Origin of the sequence: Endobacter medicaginis, from assembly GCF_014192375.1 — a bacterium.
GTDB classification, from domain to species: Bacteria; Pseudomonadota; Alphaproteobacteria; order Acetobacterales; family Acetobacteraceae; genus Endobacter; species Endobacter medicaginis.
Window position 1 is genome coordinate 19,904 of the sequence record NZ_JACHXV010000007.1, and the last position, 17,996, is coordinate 37,899.

The window sequence follows — 17,996 nt, forward strand, 5'->3', positions numbered from 1 at the left end:
CTGCGCCGATGTGCAACGACGCCCGCCCGGCCCTGCCGCGGCGGGCGTCGGCGTCGGTGGCCGGCTGGCTCATTCGCCCCATTCTGCCAGAAGCGTCTCTATTTCCGAGCGATGACGTGTCTCCGCCATCCGGGCGGAAATCTCGAAGGCCAGACGCAGCACGATCGATATCACCTCCAGCAGCAGCCAGGCGGCGCCGATGGCGAGCCAGCCGCACAGCAGGCTGCGCGGATCACGTGCCATGGCGATCGCTGTGGCGACGTCGCCACCCGACGACCACAGTGAAACCAGCAATCGCAGGCTGGCGGCCAGGGCGAACAGGATGGCCGTGCGTGTGGTGGCTCTCGATGGGCTGGCGTCGGTCGCGACGATGGCGACCAGCGGTGCGAACAGCGCGGCGATGACGATCATCGTCGCCGGCGAGACCATCAGCACCGCGCCGCACAACACGCCCTTCAGCCACAGGAAGGCCGGCAGACGTCTGGCACCAGGTGCCGGGGCGGTTCGGGCGCGAGGCGATGCAGCGCGGGCCATCAGGTGATGAACACGACAAAGGCGGTGGCGGCGAGGGCGAGCAGCCCGGTCCCGATGCCGATCTCGCCGGCCAGGCGCTGGGCCCGCGCCGCGAAACCGGCACGCCCGTCGCGCAGCAGTTCCAGCTTCCGGCGCAGCTCTGCGACCCGCTCACGCGCTGCGTCCTGCGCCGCCGTGTCGAGCTGGACGCGCCGCTTGTCGGCCATCGCCGACATCATGCGGGGCAGATCGCCTCTGGCGGCATGCTGCTCGACCTCCGCGATGATCGCCGCACGGCGCGTGCGGCCGGGACGGCCCTGCAATGTCTCGCGCAGGGGTGGCAGCAGCGTGCGCGCGAGCTGGGGGCAGGCGACGCCGCGATGACGCGCCTGCAGGCCGGCGAGCAGCGCGAGATCGGCACCGCCCGCCACGTGACGGGCGGCATCGACATCGCTGCGCAGCGCGGCGACATCGTCGCGCGCGGCCAGGAAGGCCGCGACATGGCCGTCGATCCAGCCTCGGCCCGCGTCCACCGGCAGCCGGCCGTCGGCCAGCCCGGCCTCGATGGCGGCGATCATCTCCGTCGGCGACACGATGCGCAGCACCTCCAGCACCGGCGACAGGCAGGGCAGCCTGGGATTGAGCGTGTAGAACAGCCGCAGGATCGGATCTGCGACCCCTTCGCCGCGCCAGCTTCGAGCCCGCTGCAGCCAGCCACCGAGATCGACCTGCGAGGCGGGTCGGCCCGTGGCGTGGCCCCAGCGACCGATCGCATCCGCCCTGAGGGCGCGACGCACGCTCTCGATCGCGGCGGTATCGCGCGACAGCACGGCGGCATAGAGGATCGCACCCATGGCGTCGGGCCACAGGAAGCGGCCCTCCCACAGCAACGGCGCCTTGGGATCGAGAATGACGGCGGCGCGCAGGGCGAGCAGGCTGTCCGCGCCGTCATGGTCGGCGTCGGGCGCAGCATTGATCAGTTCGTCAAGGCGCGCGGCGATGGCCGGCGATTCCATGGCACGACGCAGCCACTGACTCACGGCGCCTGAGCGCAGCAGTCGAACCCCGTCATGCGGCGAGCGGCCGATGGCGAGGACGAGCATCGGCAGGTTCCACGCCGCGCACTCGCCGATCTCGAGCGGGCGCAAGGCTCTCGCGGCGACCCGGCGCACGCCGCGCCGCTCCCGCCGCACCGCCAGATCGGCGAGCGTCGCCGCCGCGGGCCGCTGGTCCGGATCGTCGGCAAGCATGCTGCGGAGCAGGTCGGCAAGGCCTGGCACGATGCGTTCATCGGCCGTCATGGCGCCGAAGCTGCCGAATTCGAGCTTGCGCTCGATGATGACGGAATCGGGCAGGCCGGGCATCGGCTGATGACCGAGGTGAAGCGCGAGCGCGAGGGCACCGAGGGCGTAGACGTCATCGGCAATGGTGCCTTCGCCGCGTGCCTGCGGCGGACAGACGGCAACCCAGGGCGATTCGGCACGGGCGTCCTGCCCCGACGCAGCGCTGCTGGTCCAGCACGGCCCCAGGACCGCCGGCTGGTCGGCACCGCCGAACACGTTGTCGGGCCGGATGGCGCGATGGGTCAGTCCCTGCGCCTGGAGGGTGACCAGGCACGCGGCCACGGGCCGGATCAGATGGGTGATGATCTGCGCCTCGCTCCAGGGCGCCGTCTGGGCACCGAGCGCCGGCGAGGCCGGCTGCCCGACCACGAACCAGGACGCCGCGGCCGAGACATGCTGGGCGGCGGGCGCAATCAGCCCGGCCCCTGCGCCTGTGAACGCCGCGGCGCGCCCGCGGGGCGGAACCCCGTTGCCGACGCGCAGGGCGACGAACCGGCCGCTGCCGCCGCGGTGCGTGACCTCGACGGCATCGACGCCGCCGATGGAGGGCGCCGGCCGCCGGGTGGCGACGACGAAGCGCTCATCGATGACGAGTTCGGCCGGATCCTCTGCTGCCTGGCTCATGCGGGCAGCATGGCAGCAGAGGGTTAATGGAAGGTTATGTCGGCAGCAGCGGCCCCTGCCCGCGCGGGATCAGTCGGCGAACGGATCGCGCATCAGGATGGTGTCGTCGCGCTCCGGGCTGGTGGAGAGCAGCGTGACCGGCGCCTCGACGAGTTCCTCGATGCGGCGGACATACTTGATGGCCTGCGCCGGCAGCTCGGCCCAGGACCGCGCCCCGCGCGTGGTCTCGCTCCAGCCGGGGATCTCCTCGTAGACGGGCGTGACCCGTGCCTGCGCCGCCTGGCCGGCAGGGAAATGCGACAGATGCGCGCCGTCGAGCTCGTAGCCGGTGCAGATGCGCAGGGTATCGAAACCGTCAAGCACGTCGAGCTTGGTCAGCGCGAGCCCGTGCACGCCACCGACCTTGACCGCCTGGCGTACGAGCGTGGCGTCGAACCACCCGCAACGGCGCGGACGGCCGGTGACGGTGCCGAACTCGTGGCCACGCTCGCCGATCAGGCGCCCCGTCTCGTCGAACAGCTCGGTCGGGAACGGACCGGAGCCGACGCGGGTGGAATAGGCCTTGGCGATACCGAGCACGAAGCCGGCGCCGGACGGTCCGGTGCCGCTGCCGGTGGCGGCCTGGGCGGCGACGGTGTTGGACGAGGTCACGAACGGATAGGTGCCATGATCGACATCGAGCATCACCGCCTGCGCGCCCTCGAACAGGATCCGCCGCCCCTGGCGGCGCTGCTCGTCGAGCAGCTCCCAGACCGGGGCGACATAGGGCAGCACCTGCGGGGCGAGCTCGAGCAGCTCGGCCTTGAGTGCCGCCTTGTCGAAGGTCTCCGCGCCGAGGGCGGCGAGCAGGGTATTGTGGTGCAGCAGCAGCTCGTCGAGCTTGTGGTCGAGCGTGTCGGGCTCGGCGAGATCGCACACGCGGATGGCGCGCCGGGCGACCTTGTCCTCGTAGGCCGGCCCGATGCCGCGTCCGGTGGTGCCGATCTTGCGCTCGCCCCGGGCGGCCTCGCGGGCGCGGTCGATCGCACCGTGCACCGGCAGGATCAGTACCGCGTTCTCGGCGATCTTCAACGTCTCGGGACCGACCTCGAGCCCCTGGCTGCGCACGCGGGCGATCTCCGACAGCAGGGCGGTCGGGTCGACCACCACGCCATTGCCGATCACGCCGAGCTTGCCGCGCACCAGACCGCTGGGCAGCAGCGACAGCTTGTAGACCTGATCGCCGACGACCAGCGTATGGCCGGCATTGTGGCCACCCTGGAAGCGCACCACCACATCGGCGCGGCTGGCCAGCCAGTCGACGATCTTGCCCTTGCCCTCGTCGCCCCACTGGGCGCCGATCACCGTCACATTGGCCATGCTTGTCCGTCCCGCAGAATATGGGTGCAGCCGAGACGCGCAGCCTCGGCGATGTCGTCGCCGGGGGCGTCGCTGCAGGCAGCGCCCGAGTCGAAGCCGGCAATGGTCACGAAGCCCTGCGCGCGCAGCGCCTCGGCCTGGCCGATGGCGGAAGCCGGCACCCAGACCCGCGGACGCGCCGGCCGTGCGGGTGCCGCGCGCAATAGCGCCTCGGGGCGAAGGGTGAGGCCGCAGGCAGGCTCGTCGGCGCCGCCGACATACTGGCCGCCGCGGCCGACCTGCTCGCGCCCGGCATAGACCGTGACACTGACGCCGGTATGGTACTGCCAGCCGCGGAAATCGACCGGATCGAGGGTGAGGGTCGCCAGTGGAAGACGGGCGCGGATGGCCTGCACGCTGGCTTCCAGCCGCTCGGCGAGCCGGCGCGCCTCGCCCGCGAGCGGGGCTGCCATCAGCATCGCCAGCGCGCGCGGCACCGGACCGGCGGAGAGCAGCAGGTCGCCGAGCACCCCGGCCAGCGGACCGCCCTCCCGGGCGACGATGGCGGCATCCTTGCGGTCGAGCGCATGCAGCAGGCGGCGGCGCTGGTCCAGACCCAGCTCGGCCTGCTCGATCATGACCGCGGCAAGGCGCGGCAGGGTGAGATCGAAGCTCACGCGCGGCACGTTGAGCGCGTCCAGCGCCTCGGCGGCCACCGCGACGATCTCGGCATCGGCGCGCGGATCGTCGATGCCGATCAGCTCGATTCCGGCCTGGCTGACCTGGCGTTCCGGATCGAGGGTGGCGCCATGCAGCAGCACGCAGGGCCCGGCATAGGCCAGACGCAGCGGGCGCGGGGCGCGCCGTAGCCTGGTCGCGGCGATGCGCGCGACCTGCGGCGTCATGTCGGGGCGCAGGCCCATCATGCGATGCGTGTCGGGATCCATCAGCCGGAAGGCCTGGCCGGCGACCGCGGCACCTGAGCCGCCGAACAGGCTGTCCTCGAACTCCAGCAGCGGCGGCTTGACGCGGTCGTAGCCATGGGCGGCGAAGATGCCCATCATCGTCTCGATGGCCCGCGCCTCGGTCTCGGCCTCGGGCGGCAGTACGTCGCGCAGGCCGGACGGCAGCAGCGCCGCACTCGGCGGCGGCTCGCCACCGCCATCGGTGGCGCGGTCGAACTCGACGAGGGACTCAGGCAGGGAGTCGGGAAGCTGTCCGGGCCGGGTCATGCGTGCTGGCCTTCGATCGCGTCGATCGCCCAGTCGATCCAGGGCAGCAGGGCCGCGATGTCGGAGGCCTCAACCGTCGCCCCGCCCCAGATGCGCAGGCCGGGCGGCGCGTCGCGGTAGGAGGCGATGTCGTAGGCGACACCCTCCGCCTCCAGCAGTGCTGCGACCGCCTTGGCCGCCCTGCCCTGCCCCGCCGCATCGAGGACGACGAACCACGGCGCGGTGATGCGCAGGCAGATCGAGGTGCAGGAGCGCGTGGCTTCGGTGGCGGCGAGGAAGCCGACGCGGCCGGAACGCGCCACCCAGTCGGCGACCAGAGCGAGATTGCCTTCCGCGCGGCCCTTGAGCGCCGGCAGACCGCCGATCCGCTCGGCCCAGGCGAGACTGTCGAGCGCGTCCTCGACGCAGAGCATCGACGGCGTGTTGATCGTGTCACCGGAGAAGATGCCGCCGATCAGCGCGCCAGCAGCCTCGGTCGTGGCGGTGGTGAGGCGGAAGATGCGCGGCAGCGGACGCGGCGCGGGTGCGGCCTCGAGCCGGGCCAGCGCGCGGGGCGACAGCGCGATCATGCCGTGCGCCGCCTCGCCGCCGAGCGCCTTCTGCCACGACCAGGTCACCACATCGAGCCGGTCCCAGGGCAGCTCCATCGCGAAGGCGGCGGAGGTGGCGTCGCAGATGGCGAGGCCGCCGCGATCGGGATCGATCCAGCCGCCATCGGGGATGCGAACGCCCGAGGTGGTGCCGTTGAAGGCGAACACCACGTCACGCGACCAGTCGAGCCCCGACAGATCCGGCAGCGCGCCATAGGCGGCCTTGTGGATACGCGTGTTCGGCAGGGCGAGATGGCGGGCGACGTCCTGCGCCCAGGCGGCACCGAAGCTCTCGAAAGCGATCATCTCCGCGCCGCGCGCATCCAGCAGCGCCCACAGCGCGAGTTCGACCGCCCCGGTATCGGAGGCCGGCACGATGGCGGTCTTCCAGCCTTCGGGAATGCCGAGCAGGGCGGCCGATCGCTCGATCACCGCACGCAGCTTCGCGCGTCCCTCGGCAGAGCGATGCGAGCGGCCGACCAGCGCATCCGACAGCGCGTCGAGGCGCCAGCCGGGGCGCTTCGCGCAGGGGCCGGAGGAGAAGTTCGGATTGGCTGGGCGCTGCGCGGGGCGGATCGGAGCGGGTCGGGGCGGGGCGGAGGGCGTCGGCAACGTCTCGATCTGTGAAATCTGGGGCTGGGACAGGTGAGCCCGCTCGCGGGCGGCGCACCCTAGCAGGGTGCCGCAAGGCTGGACAGGCCGGGCAGGCCACGCCGACGCGCATCTCTCTCATGCGCCGGGAGGATCGACCTGTGAAATCTGGGACCGGGCCTGCCGGAGCCTCACCGATCGGCGGCGGTGATCGCCGCAGAGAGCGACGCGATCGCCGGCGACAGCCGCTCGCCCGGCAGCCCGGCGAGCAGCCCCGGCAACGCCGACCACAGCGGCAACGACGGCTCGGCGAACCACACCGAGGCCACCAGACCGGCCTCCAGGCGCACCCACGCCCAGACCGGTCCGTCCGGCCCTTCCGCCACGCCGAGCCCCTCGCCGCCAATGCCGGCGAAGGCCGGCTTGAGCGGCAGGGTCGCCTGACCGGCCGGGCGCAGGCCCGCTTGCGGATCGAGCCGGTCGAGCGATGCGCCGATCTCGTCGAGGCGCAGCCGCGCGCGCGCCAGCGCATCGCCGCAGGACAGCGCCGCCCCGAGCTGTCGTCCGCCGAGGCGACGCGCATCGAATGCCTGGCCGGAGGCGCGGCCGGCCACGCCGAGGACGCCATGGTCGCGCGCCTCCGACGGGGCGAGCCGGGCGAGACCGCACAGCGCGCCCGACAGGGACGCGTCGAAGCGGCGCGCAAGCCGGGCCCAGCCGGTCCGCCACGCCGCGGCGTGTGCGCCCAGCGACGGCATCGCCGGCGCCGCATCGCCCGGCGAGATCGTGTCGTAGAGCAGCCGGTGGTCCCAGCCATCGGCGCAGGTGGCGCGCAGGCCTTCCAGCGCCTCGGCGAAATCCTCCGCCAGTGCCGCCGCGCCGAGGCTTGCGGCCAGGCGCCCGAGCGCATGCAGATGCCCCGCGCAGCGCTCCAGCTCCAGCAGCGCATCCCGACGCGAGGCCAGTTCGCCGCTGCCTGCCTCGCTGAACCCCGCCACATCCTCGATCGCCCGCGCCAGGGCGAGTGCATGGGTGACGGACGAGCCGGCGTCGATCCGGCCGGCCAGACGCACCGCGGCCCCGACCGGACGGCCCGACAGCAGCGAATCGATGCCGCGATGCGCGAATCCGAGCCTTGGCTCGACCGCCAGCACCCGGCCGCCGGCGACGCTGACGGCCGCCATCCAGGGCGGCTCCGGCGCCTCGCTGCGCGCCGGCCCGTCGATGCGCAGCACGCCGCCGGCGCGCTCGCGCCCCGCGACGGCGGCGAATTCGATCGGTTCCGGCGGGTAGATCGCCGGTCCGGGCCGGGCGGCGCGCGGCGCGGTCAGCCCCCAGGCGCCGTGATCGAGCCAGGGACGCAGGTCGCGCGCACCCATCGCCTCGTGCCCCCACAGGTCGCGCAGGATGCGCTCGTTCAGCACCGCGCCCGGACGGGCCGGCGACAGCGCCTGGTAGCGCTGCCGCTCGATCGCGGTGCTCGCGACCAGAGGCTGCCCGGCTTCGTCGAGAAACAGCGCATGCACCTCCGGCCCATCCGACCACACCGACAGCAGCAGCAGCGGATCATCGGCCAGCGCCGCGACGAGATCGCCCCAGCCGGCCTCGCCGAGCCGATGGCGGCGCAGCAGCCCGGTCGAGGACAGGGCCGGGACCGCGCGGATCAGGGCGGCGGCGCGGCTCATGACGGCCCGCCCGTGGCCGCGATATCGGCCAGCAGCCGCGCCAGCGGGGCCGGCAGCGCCAGCGCTCCGCCCAGCAGCAGGATCAGCACGCACCAGCGCTGCGGATCGCGCCCCGCCGCACCCTCCGGCAGGGACGCGAACGCTGCGAACAGAAGCCCGCCTGCCCCCGCCAGCACCCCGACGAGAGCCGCGGCCGGCACGGCGGCACCGACCAGCAGCGCCGGAGCGAGGGAGGCCGCGATGACCGCCAGCGCCTCACCCCGGCCCAGGCTGGCGGGCAGACAGGCGAGCAGGATCTGCACCATGAGCGCCAGCGCCGCGCCGGACAGGCCGGACGGTCCACCCGCACCGAGCCCGGCGGCGATCAGTCCCGACAGCGCCAGCCAGAGCGCATCGCGCCGCGTGGCCCCGCCGCGCAGGGCCGCCCAGCCGGCCAGGGCGACGGAGGCCGCACCGCAGCACAGCAGCACCACCGCCCCCGGCCCCGGAGCACACGCCGTGTCGAGCAGCAGCACGACCGCGGGCCCGACGGTGCCGGCGGTGATCGCACCGGCAAGCCAGGGCGGGGCGGCGGCCAGCCAGGCGCGGGCCAGCCCGTGCACCGGCGCGACGCCGATCGCCACCGATGCGCCGGCCGCGAGCAGCACCTGCGCCAGCGGCGGCAGGCCCGCCGCATCGCCACCGGCCGGGCCGCCGGCCAGCACCGCCAGCAGGCCGACCCCGGACAGGGCGAAGCCGACCGACGCTCCGAGCGCGACACGCACGCCGCCAAGACGGGTCTGCAGCAGGTCGAACGGCCCGGCGACGGCGGCGCGGGCGCGCCAGGCGACCATCGACAGGCCGGCGAGCAGCAGCACCGCGAAGCCGGAGGCCGGGCGGGCGAGATCGGCCTGCGGACCCAGCCCGGCGAGGGTGACCGCGCAGAAGGCCGGTGCGGCGGCCATCGCGAGACGGCCGCGCAAACCGCCCGGCAGCAGCCCGGCGCGTCCGGCCAGCAGCCGCATTTGGCCGAGCAGGGCGGCGAGGAGAGCCAGGACGGCGAGGCTGGCGGCAGCAGCACCGGAAGCGGGCACGGACTCGACCATCAGCGGCCCAGCGGCGAGCGCCAGTGCAACTCCGCCAAGCCCGCAGCCCACGGCCGACCAGCCGCCGCGTGGCGGCGCCAGCGCGGCGGCGAGCGCGCCGGCGGCGCAGATCGCCGCCCCCTGGAAGCAGGCGAGGGTCATCGCGGCGGGCCCTGGGGCGGAACGGACGGATGGACGCCGTCCCGGAGCCAGTCGCGCAGCACCGCGCTGAGCGCGCACATGGCCAGCATGCAGGCCAGCAGCAGGCCGGCCGGCAGCCCCGCCAGCGCGCAGAGCGGCCACGCGCCCTCCGGCCGCAGCCCGAGACGCAGGCTCACCCAGCCCAGCGCCGCCAGCGCGAGGGCCGCGCCGGCCATCTGCACCAGTCCCGGCCGGCTGGCCTGTGCGGCGATCGCCGCCCCGGCCAGCAGCACGGTCAGTCCGATCGCCAGCACGCCGCGCGGATGCAGCCCGTCGGCGCGGATCCCCTGCACCGCTCCCACGCAGAGCAGCAGCAGGACGAGGAACCCCGCCGCACGCAGCGTCGAGGCGAGGCTGGGGTCGAGACCCGGCTCGCCGGTCGACGGACGGTCAGTCCAGCGCGGCCAGGCGGAGGCGGGCCGGTCCGGGTCGGCCGCCTCGGGCGTCCCGGTGCGAAACAGCGCCTCCACCAGCGCGGCCGACAGCGCGGCGACGGCGAGCGCCGCGACACGCGGCCACACACCCGGCCCGGTCGCGGCACCGCCCAGCCCGACCAGGGCGACCACCACCAGCAGCACCGGACGCGCCACTGCCAGGCGCGGCCAGACCAGCAGCGCCAGCGCCGACAGCAGCAGCACGCCATCCGCCAGATCGGCGAGGGCGAGTTCAGGGGCGCTCATGCGATCCGGCCCGAGATGAACACGAGCAGCGCGGACAGGACGCAGAACAGCAGGCAGGCCCCCTGTCGTCGCAGACCGGAGCGCGCATCGGACCGGCCCGGCGCGACGGCGAGCATCAGCGCCAGCAGGGCCACGGCCAGCTTGACCAGCCAGATCGCGATCGCCACCGGCCAGCCCGCCAGCGACGACCACGTCTGAACCGGCAGCGGCGCCGGCGGCAGCAGCAGCGCGACCAGCACCACCCAGCCCGAGACGCGGATCGCGCGGGCCAGACGCGCACAAGCGAGATCGGGGCCGGAGAGCTGGCGATCGGCCGACGGCGCGGCGAGCTCGGAGGCGGCCAGCAGCACCGCGGCGGCGATCGCGCAGGCCAGCGCCAGTGGCAGCGTCGCCGGGGCTGGGCCGCCGAGCCGGGCAAGTCCGGGCAACGAACCGGGCTGGCTGCCGCCGGCGGCCTGGGCGATCGCGAAGGCCAGCACGGCGGCCAGCACCAGATCGCGCAGGCCCGAGGCGAGTCCGGCCTGTGCGGGCAGCGCGTCGGCGGCGATGCCGGCGCCGAAGGCCGGCACCAGGGCGGCGAGGCGCGAGACGATCAGCAATCCCATCAGCGTCAGCAGGTCGGGCGCGACGGCGGCCGGCCAGAGCCGCACGAAGCCCGGGGTGAGGAGGATGGCGGCGATGGCAGCCACCAGCGAGACGCAGAGCGACGCCACCACCAGCCCGCCACCCGGCTCGGCGCGCGCCGGACTTTTGCGCCACAGCGCCGACCAGCCCTGAAACGGGGCCAGCAGCGTCTGCGAACCGCGCTGGCCGGCGAGCCAGGCCGACAGCCGCCCCGGCAGCCCCGCGCCGGCAACCAGCAGGGCGGCGCATAATCCCAGATGCAGCGCCAGGCCGAGGCCGATGCGCAGCGCATCGGCCAGCAGCGCCCACCCGCTCACAGCGCGACCGCCAGCAGCGACAGGCAGGCCAGCGCGAACAGGCCCGCACCGGCAAGCCCGCGCGGATCGGTCAGGATGGAGGCGCGGCCGTGCATGAGCACACGCAACGCCGTGCGCAGCCGTCGCGACAGCAGGCGCATGGCCGCGACCGGCCCCGGCCCATCCGGCCACGGCGGGCCGGGCCGCAGGAAATCTGGCCCCGGCTGGGTCTGCGGATCGCCGAACGGGAGCCAGGGCGGGGGCGGCGGGGCGCCGTCCTGCCACGCCGCGACGTCGCGTGCCGGGGCGAGCCGCCGCCAGCCGAGCCAGGCCGCGGCCGCCAGCAGCAGCGCCGGCACGACGATGACGGGCGGGGCGAGAACTCCTCCGGCGGGCGAGACGAGGACCGCGCCTCCGCGCCGCACCAGCCCGGGCCACAGCCCGCAGAGCGCCAGCAGGCCGAGCGGCAGCCCCGGCAGCCACAGCGCGATGCCGCCGCGATCCTCCGCCCCGGCGGTGCGTGGCGTGCGCGGGCGGCCGAGCAGCGCCAGCACGACCCCACGCCAGGCGATCGCGGCAAGCCCGGCCAGCGCCGCCGCGACGGCGACCGTGCTGGCCAGCACCACGCAGCGCAGGCCGAGATCACCGATCGCCGGGCTCGCCTCCAGCACCTGCATCAGCGACCAGGCGGCGGCGAAGCCGGCCAGCGGCGGCAGCGCGAGTGGCTGGGCGAGGCTGGCGGCGAGGACCGCCGATTGCCGCGGCATCAGCCAGGCCAGGCCGCCGAGACGGTCGAATCCGTCATGTCCGGCGCCGGCGGTGAGTGTTTCGAGCGCGCACAGCCCGGCGATCCGGGCCAGCATCGCCACCACAGCCCCCAGCCAGGCCGCATCGCGGGCGGCGGCGGCGAGCGCCGGCAGCGAGGCGCCGGCAGCGAGGGCCGCCAGCCCGACCGTCACCCAGACCAGCCCGAGCTGCACCAGGCCGGACTCCGCCAGCGCATCCCGCAGCCCGCCGGCGCGCAGCCCGTGCCAGACCGCGACGGCCGCGACCAGCACACCCGCCCCCAGCATCACCGCGCCATCGAGTCCGGCCGCGCCGCGCAGCGCGATCGCGGCGGGGCTGGCATAGGGCAGCGCGTCGGCCGCCTCCGGCGCGGCCAGGCTCCGGCCCAGCGCCCGCCAGGCAAGCGCCAGCCCGGCGATCAGGCCGATGCCCCCGGCCCAGCCTGCCGCGCGGTCGCCTGAGGCGCGGTCGCCGGCAGCCGGGAGCCAGCCGGCCGTCGCACCGGAGCGCGCCAGAGCGACGGAGAGGATCGTCGCGCAGCCGGTCGCGACCCAGGGTGCGCGGCCGGCACCCAGGCCGAGCGCCGCCAGCCCGGCCGCGACCGGCCAGACCGCGGGGCGCCAGTGCCGCCCGGGCCGCTTGCGGCGGCGTCCCGCCGACCACAGTGCGGCGGCCAGCACCGCGAGCATCGGCGCGAGATGGTCGCGATCGAGGCAGAGCAGTGCTGCGCCGGCGAGGGCGACGGGTGCGGCGAGCGCGGGCTGGCGCGACGGCCGCAACAGGCCGCCGGAGAGCGCGAGCCAGAACAGGGCGAGCAGGAACGGCGCCTGGGCGGGACCGAAGGCGACCACCAGCGTCGCCCCCGGCGCGATCTCGGCATCCGGGCCGAAGGGCAGGTTCAGCGAGGCGACCGGCAGACCGGCCAGCACCACGGCCGCGCAGGCGGCGACGCCGGCGCCGCAGGCGGCCAGGAACAGCGGGCCGCCCCGGCGCAATGCCGCCACCACCGCCAGGCCGCACAGCGCCGCGACCAGCAGGAGCAGTGCGAAATAGCTGGTCATCGCCCTCCCCTTCCCGGCCGGCGCGGCCCACGCCCGTCACGAGGATAGAGAGGTGCTGCCGAGTCGCGAAGCGGCGCCGCGCGGCGCTCCGGTCAGGCGGTGCAGGCGGCGATCACGCGGGCCACCTGGGCATCCGTCAGGTCGGGATGGATCGGCAGGGCGAGGATGCGGGTGGCGAGATCCTCGGACACCGGCAGCGCCGCTCCGTCATGATGCGGGGCATAGGCGGGCTGCAGATGCAGCGGACGCGGATAGTAGATCGCACTCGGCACGCCGGCCTCGCGCAGCCTCGCCGCGAGCCCGTCGCGCGCCGCCTGGTCGGCGAGCAGGATCGCATACACCGCCCAGGCACTGGTGGAGTCAGGCACCCGTCGCGGCGGGGTGATGGCGGGCATGCGGGCGAAGGCGGCGTCGTACTGGCGCGCAATGGCCTCGCGGCGGGCGAGCTCGTCGTCGAAGACGTCGAGCTTGGCGAGCAGCACCGCCGCCTGGAGCGTGTCGAGCCGGCCGTTCATGCCGGTCCGCAACACCTCGTAGCGCGTGGTGCCCTCGCCATGCGTGCGCAGGCTGCGATACAGCGCCGCGCAATCGGCATCGTCGGTCAGCAGCGCACCGCCATCGCCGTAGCCGCCGAGCGGCTTGGAGGGGAAGAAGCTGATGGCGGTGGCGTCCGCCTCGCGGCCCAGACGGCGTCCCGAGAGCGCGCCCCCGAAGCTCTGCGCGCAGTCATCGAGGCTGAACAGCCCTTCCGCGGCGGCGATGGCGCGCAGTGCGGGCCAGTCGGCGGGCTGGCCGAACAGGTCGACGCCGACGATGGCGCGCGGGCGCAGCCGGCCGGCGACACGGGTCTCGGCGATGCGGGCGCGCAGATGGTCGGTGTCGATCTGGAAGGTGTCGGGGCGGACATCGACAAAAACCGGCGTCGCCCCCAGCACCAGCGGCACCTCGGCGGTGGCGGTGTAGGTGAAGGCGGGCAGGAACACCGCGTCGCCGCGGCCGATGCCCTCGGCCATCATCGCGATCTGCAGCGCATCGGTGCCGGAGCTGACGGCGACGCAGTGCCCCGCCCCGCAATAGGCGGCGAGGCGGGATTCGAGCTCGGCGACCTCGGGGCCCATGACGAAGGCGCAGTGATCGAACACCGCGTCGACACGGGCGCGCAGCGCGGGCCCGAGCCGCGCCTGCTGGGCGGCGAGATCGAGGAAGCGGATCGGGTCGGTCATGTCGGGCTTTCGATCGGGTCGGCGACCGCGAGGAGGGGTGCGGCCGCCACGGCGGGAACGGTCTCCGGCGGCCGGTATTCCGGCACCAGCCGGGCAACCAGGACGCGGGCGCGATGGGTATCGCCGGCGCGGCAGGCCTCCTCGAGACGATCGGCGACGATCGCCACCGCCTCGGCATCGGCGATCCGCGGACGGGCGAGCAGCAGGCCGGGATGGCCGGTCGGCACCGGCGGTTCGGCGCCGTGGAACAGCTCCTCATGCAGCTTCTCGCCCGGGCGCGGGCCGGTGAACACGATCGGGATGTCGATCTCCGGGCGCAGGCCGGCGAGCCGGATCAGCTGGCGGGCGAGGTCGACGATCCGCACCGGCGCGCCCATGTCGAGCACGAAGATCGCGCCCGCCGTGGTCTCGGTGCGGGTGCCCAGCGCGCTCGCCTGCAGCACCAGCGACACCGCTTCCGGCACGGTCATGAAATAGCGGGTCATGTCGGGATGGGTGACGGTGAGCGGCCCGCCGCGGGCAAGCTGGCGGCGGAACAGCGGCACCACCGAGCCGGACGAGCCGAGCACGTTGCCGAACCGCACGGTGACGATCCGCATCCCCGGCACCGTCTCGGACATCGAGACCCCGTCCAGCGCCTGGCAGTAGATCTCCGCAAGGCGCTTGGTCGCCCCCATCAGCGAGCTCGGATAGACGGCCTTGTCGGTCGAGATCAGCACCATCGCCCGCGCCCCGGCCCGGCGCGCGGCATCGACGACGTTGCGGGTGCCGCAGACATTGGTGAGGATGCCCTCGAGCGGGTTCGCCTCCACGATCGGCACGTGCTTGAGGGCGGCCGCATGCACCACGAGTTCGGGCGCGAAGTCGCGAAACAGCGTGTCGATGCGGGCCGCGTCGCGGATGTCGGCGATCACCTCGCGGCGCTCGACCAGCGGGGCGGCTTCCCCCGTCTCGATGCTGATCTGCCACAGCGCGTATTCGCTCTGGTCGAGCAGCAGCATCGCCGACGGGCCGAGGGCGGCGATCTGGCGGGTGAGTTCCGAGCCGATGGTGCCGCCGGCGCCAGTGATCAGCACGCGCCGGCCGGCAACCAGCCTGGACAGGCCGGCGCGGTCGAGCACCACCTCGGGCCGGTTGAGCAGGTCCTCGATCGCCACCGGATGCAGCTCGACCGGATCGGCGGGACCGAGCATGGTCGGGTGCGGGGCACGCTGCACCGCCACCCCGGCGGCGGCGGCGCGCTCGATCAGGGCAGCCAGCGGCGCGCCGCGCAGGTCGGGATCGGTGATGACCAGCGCATCGGGGCGTCGCCCCTCGGCGGCAAGGCGCTCCAGCACGGTCTCGACCTCGTCCACCATGCCGAGGATCGGGAAGCCGTGGATCCGCCGGCCCGGCTGGTTGGTGCCCATCGCCAGCAGCCCGTCGATGCGCAGCGGCACCGCCCGGCTGCCCACCGCACGCAGGAACAGGTCGGCGATCTCGTCCGCACCCACCAGCAGCACATGGCGGGTCTCGGCCGGATCGGCGGCCTGACGCGCGCCGGCACGGCTGAGCCGGATGCGCCAGGCAAGGCGCGGACCGCCGAGAAACACCAGCAGGGTCAGCATGTGGATGATCGGGAAGGTCGGGCTCGGCCAGCGCGTGCCGGTCAGCAACAGCCCGGCGGCAAACGCGATCGCGGCGGCCGCGGAACCCTTCGTCACCGCGATCAGGTCGGCGACCGAGGAGAAACGCCAGTAATGCTGCGGCAGCCGGAACGGTGCGCCGGCCAGCACCAGGGTGATGCCGCCGCCGGCAAGAAACCACAGCGGATGCAGCCAGCCACCCCGCGGATCGGCGAGCCAGTGCGCGACGATCGCGGCCATCGCGGCCAGGCCGCCATCCAGCGCGATATTGACGGCAATGCGTTTGACCGAGCGTTGCGAGGGCATCACCGCGCCCCTATAGCCCACGGCGGAGTGCGGGCGATAGCGTCCGGGGGTTGTTGGCGTGATGAAGGATCGGTGAGGCGATGGGCTGGGCGCTGATCACCTGCACGGTCGCGATGGCGCTGGCCTCGGCAGCGATGGTGCGGGCGATGATCGGCCGCGGCGCGCTCGACGTGCCCGGCGCGCGCAGCAGTCACGACACGCCCACCCCGCGCGGCGGCGGCATCGGGCCGGTGGCGACCCTCTGCACGGGGCTGGTCGCGGCGATGGTGATCCTGCCGGGTGCGATACGGCCGGCGGCGGGGTTGCTGCTCGCCTGCCTGGTACTGGCCGCGGTGTCGCATCGCGACGACGTCCGGCAGGGCGATTTCCGCGTCAAGCTCGCGGGTCAGCTCGCGGCAGCGCTCATCGTGGTGACCTGCGGCCTCACCTGGCCGCACCCGCAAGGTGGGCTCGCGGTCGCCATGGCAGCGGTGATGGGTGTGGCGTGGCTGATCTTCGCCACCAACGCGATGAACTTCATCGACGGGCTGAACGGGCTGGCAGCCGGATCGATGCTGCTCGGCAGCCTTGCCATCGCCTCGGTGGCGGGGCCGGGATGGATCGGCTGCGCCGCGCTGGCGCTCGCCGCCGGGCTGGCGGGGTTCCTGCCGTTCAACTACCCGAAAGCCCGCATCTTCCTCGGCGATGTCGGCAGCCAGCCCTGCGGCTTCGCCGTGGCCGCGCTCGGGCTGGCGCTGGGCTCAGGCGGATGGAGCGCGCACGCCGTCCACGCAGCCCTGCTCGCACCGTTTCTGTTCTTCGGCATCTATGCGGACGTGTTCTTCACCCTGCTGCGCCGCGCCCGCGCGGGAGAGCGACTGACACAGGCACATCGCGGGCATCTGTATCAGCTCGCCCAGCGCAGTTTCCTGCCGGCCTGGGCGGTGGCGCTGGTCGAGTTCGGCTTCGTCGGCATCGGCTGGGCGGCGTGGCATCTGTGGCCGGCGAACCCGCTCGCCTCGGTGGCGGTGCTGGTTGTGCCGCAGGTGATCTGGGCGGTGGCGGTGCTCCGTCGCGCAGCCCCGCTGCTGCGCTGAGCCGGAGGCTCGCTCAGCGCCAGCCGAGCGCCGGTGCCACGTGCGTCAGCACCGACTCGATCACATGGGCGTTGTAGTCGACGCCGAGCTGGTTCGGCACCGTCAGCAGCAGCGTGTCGGCCTCGGCGATCGCCTCGTCGCCGCGCAGCTGCTCGACCAGCCGCTCGGGCACGTCGGCATAGGAGCGCCCGAAGACCGCCCGCATGTTGTCGATGTCGCCGATCTGGTCGCCCTCACGGCCACCCCGGCCGAAATAGGCCCGGTCGGTGTCGTTCATCAGCGGGAAGATCGAGCGGCTGACCGACACGCGCGGGGTGCGGGCATGGCCGGCCTTTGCCCAGGCGGCGCGATAGGCACGGATCTGCCTGGCCTGCTGGATGTGGAAGGCCTCGCCGGTCTCGTCCTGCTTTAGGGTCGAGCTCTGCAGGTTCATGCCCTGCTCGGCGGCCCAGATCGCAGTGGCATCCGAGGCAGCACCCCACCAGATACGCTCGCGCAGGCCCTCTGAATACGGCTCGATGCGCAGCAGGCCGGGCGGGTTGGCGAACATCGGACGCGGATTGGGCGCGGCGAACCCCTCGCCGCGCAGCACGTCGAGCAATGCGAGCGCATGCCGCCGGCCCATCTCGGCGTCGGTCTCGCCCTCTTGCGGCTGATAGCCGAAATAGCGCCAGCCCTCGATCACCTGCTCGGGCGAGCCGCGCGAGATGCCGAGCTGGAGACGGCCGCCGGCGATGAGGTCGGCGGACCCGGCATCCTCGGCCATGTACAGAGGGTTCTCGTAGCGCATGTCGATCACGCCGGTGCCGATCTCAATGCGCGAGGTGCGCGCACCCACTGCGGCCAGCAGCGGAAACGGTGAGGAAAGCTGGCGTGCGAAATGATGGACGCGGAAATAGGCACCATCCGCACCAAGCTGCTCGGCGGCGACGGCGAGGTCGATCGACTGCAGCAGGACATCGCTCGCCGAGCGGGTGCCCGATTGCGGCGACGCCGTCCAGTGCCCGAAAGAGAGAAAGCCGATCTTCTTCATCGCCCGTGCCGATCCATCCAGTTGCGTCATGGCGGCAGATATGACGATGGAGGCCCCGACCGGACAGACCGGCGGGTGGCAACCTGTGGTTTCCTCAACACAGCA

14 protein-coding genes are annotated in these 17,996 nt (G+C 73.9%); 1 reads left to right on the top strand and 13 read right to left on the bottom strand.

Annotation, left to right across the window (positions count from 1 at the left end; genetic code table 11):
• Positions 1–69: 69 nt before the first annotated feature.
• The 12 genes from FHR90_RS10580 to FHR90_RS10635 all read right to left on the bottom strand — a co-directional run bounded on the left by FHR90_RS10580 (position 70) and on the right by FHR90_RS10635 (position 15,782).
• Positions 70–534, bottom strand: coding sequence for a hypothetical protein (locus FHR90_RS10580; protein ID WP_176622560.1), 465 nt, complete (start codon positions 532–534; stop codon positions 70–72).
• Positions 534–2,480 (bottom strand): hypothetical protein, encoded by a 1,947-nt coding sequence (locus FHR90_RS10585; protein WP_183275206.1) that lies wholly within the window; start codon positions 2,478–2,480, stop codon positions 534–536. Before FHR90_RS10585 ends, FHR90_RS10580 begins: the two co-directional genes overlap by 1 nt.
• Before the next feature lie 69 nt (positions 2,481–2,549).
• A complete protein-coding gene (locus tag FHR90_RS10590; protein WP_176626410.1) occupies positions 2,550–3,839 on the bottom strand; it encodes an adenylosuccinate synthase in 1,290 nt (429 codons plus the stop codon).
• Positions 3,827–5,050, bottom strand: coding sequence for an ATP phosphoribosyltransferase regulatory subunit (locus FHR90_RS10595; RefSeq protein ID WP_183275207.1), 1,224 nt, complete (start codon positions 5,048–5,050; stop codon positions 3,827–3,829). Before FHR90_RS10595 ends, FHR90_RS10590 begins: the two co-directional genes overlap by 13 nt.
• Entirely contained in the window at positions 5,047–6,252 is a 1,206-nt protein-coding gene (locus FHR90_RS10600; protein WP_183275208.1) for a phosphoserine transaminase, read from the bottom strand. The genes FHR90_RS10595 and FHR90_RS10600 overlap by 4 nt, the downstream gene beginning before the upstream one ends.
• Before the next feature lie 170 nt (positions 6,253–6,422).
• Positions 6,423–7,916, bottom strand: a complete 1,494-nt coding sequence (locus FHR90_RS10605) for a hypothetical protein (protein ID WP_183275209.1) — start codon at positions 7,914–7,916, stop codon at positions 6,423–6,425.
• Positions 7,913–9,142 carry a hypothetical protein gene (locus FHR90_RS10610; RefSeq protein ID WP_183275210.1) on the bottom strand — a complete coding sequence of 410 codons (1,230 nt, stop codon included), beginning with the start codon at positions 9,140–9,142 and terminating at the stop codon, positions 7,913–7,915. Before FHR90_RS10610 ends, FHR90_RS10605 begins: the two co-directional genes overlap by 4 nt.
• Positions 9,139–9,861 (bottom strand): hypothetical protein, encoded by a 723-nt coding sequence (locus tag FHR90_RS10615; RefSeq protein WP_183275211.1) that lies wholly within the window; start codon positions 9,859–9,861, stop codon positions 9,139–9,141. The genes FHR90_RS10610 and FHR90_RS10615 overlap by 4 nt, the downstream gene beginning before the upstream one ends.
• Positions 9,858–10,802 carry a hypothetical protein gene (locus FHR90_RS10620; RefSeq protein WP_183275212.1) on the bottom strand — a complete coding sequence of 315 codons (945 nt, stop codon included), beginning with the start codon at positions 10,800–10,802 and terminating at the stop codon, positions 9,858–9,860. Before FHR90_RS10620 ends, FHR90_RS10615 begins: the two co-directional genes overlap by 4 nt.
• The gene (locus FHR90_RS10625; RefSeq protein ID WP_183275213.1) at positions 10,799–12,628 is read right to left on the bottom strand and encodes a hypothetical protein; all 1,830 of its coding nucleotides are present in this window, start codon (positions 12,626–12,628) and stop codon (positions 10,799–10,801) included. The genes FHR90_RS10620 and FHR90_RS10625 overlap by 4 nt, the downstream gene beginning before the upstream one ends.
• A gap of 92 nt (positions 12,629–12,720) precedes the next feature.
• Positions 12,721–13,851: a DegT/DnrJ/EryC1/StrS family aminotransferase gene (locus tag FHR90_RS10630; RefSeq protein ID WP_183275214.1), complete on the bottom strand. Its 1,131-nt coding sequence runs from the start codon at positions 13,849–13,851 to the stop codon at positions 12,721–12,723.
• Complete coding sequence (locus tag FHR90_RS10635; protein ID WP_183275215.1) at positions 13,848–15,782, bottom strand: polysaccharide biosynthesis protein; 1,935 nt, start codon at positions 15,780–15,782, stop codon at positions 13,848–13,850. The genes FHR90_RS10630 and FHR90_RS10635 overlap by 4 nt, the downstream gene beginning before the upstream one ends.
• 80 nt (positions 15,783–15,862) lie before the next feature.
• Between FHR90_RS10635 and FHR90_RS10640 the strand changes: the two genes are divergently transcribed.
• Positions 15,863–16,858, top strand: a complete 996-nt coding sequence (locus tag FHR90_RS10640; protein WP_183275216.1) for an MraY family glycosyltransferase — start codon at positions 15,863–15,865, stop codon at positions 16,856–16,858.
• A gap of 13 nt (positions 16,859–16,871) precedes the next feature.
• Here the strand turns inward: FHR90_RS10640 and FHR90_RS10645 are convergent, their stop codons facing one another.
• Complete coding sequence (locus FHR90_RS10645) at positions 16,872–17,891, bottom strand: LLM class flavin-dependent oxidoreductase (RefSeq protein ID WP_176624864.1); 1,020 nt, start codon at positions 17,889–17,891, stop codon at positions 16,872–16,874.
• Between the last annotated feature and the right edge of the window lie 105 nt (positions 17,892–17,996).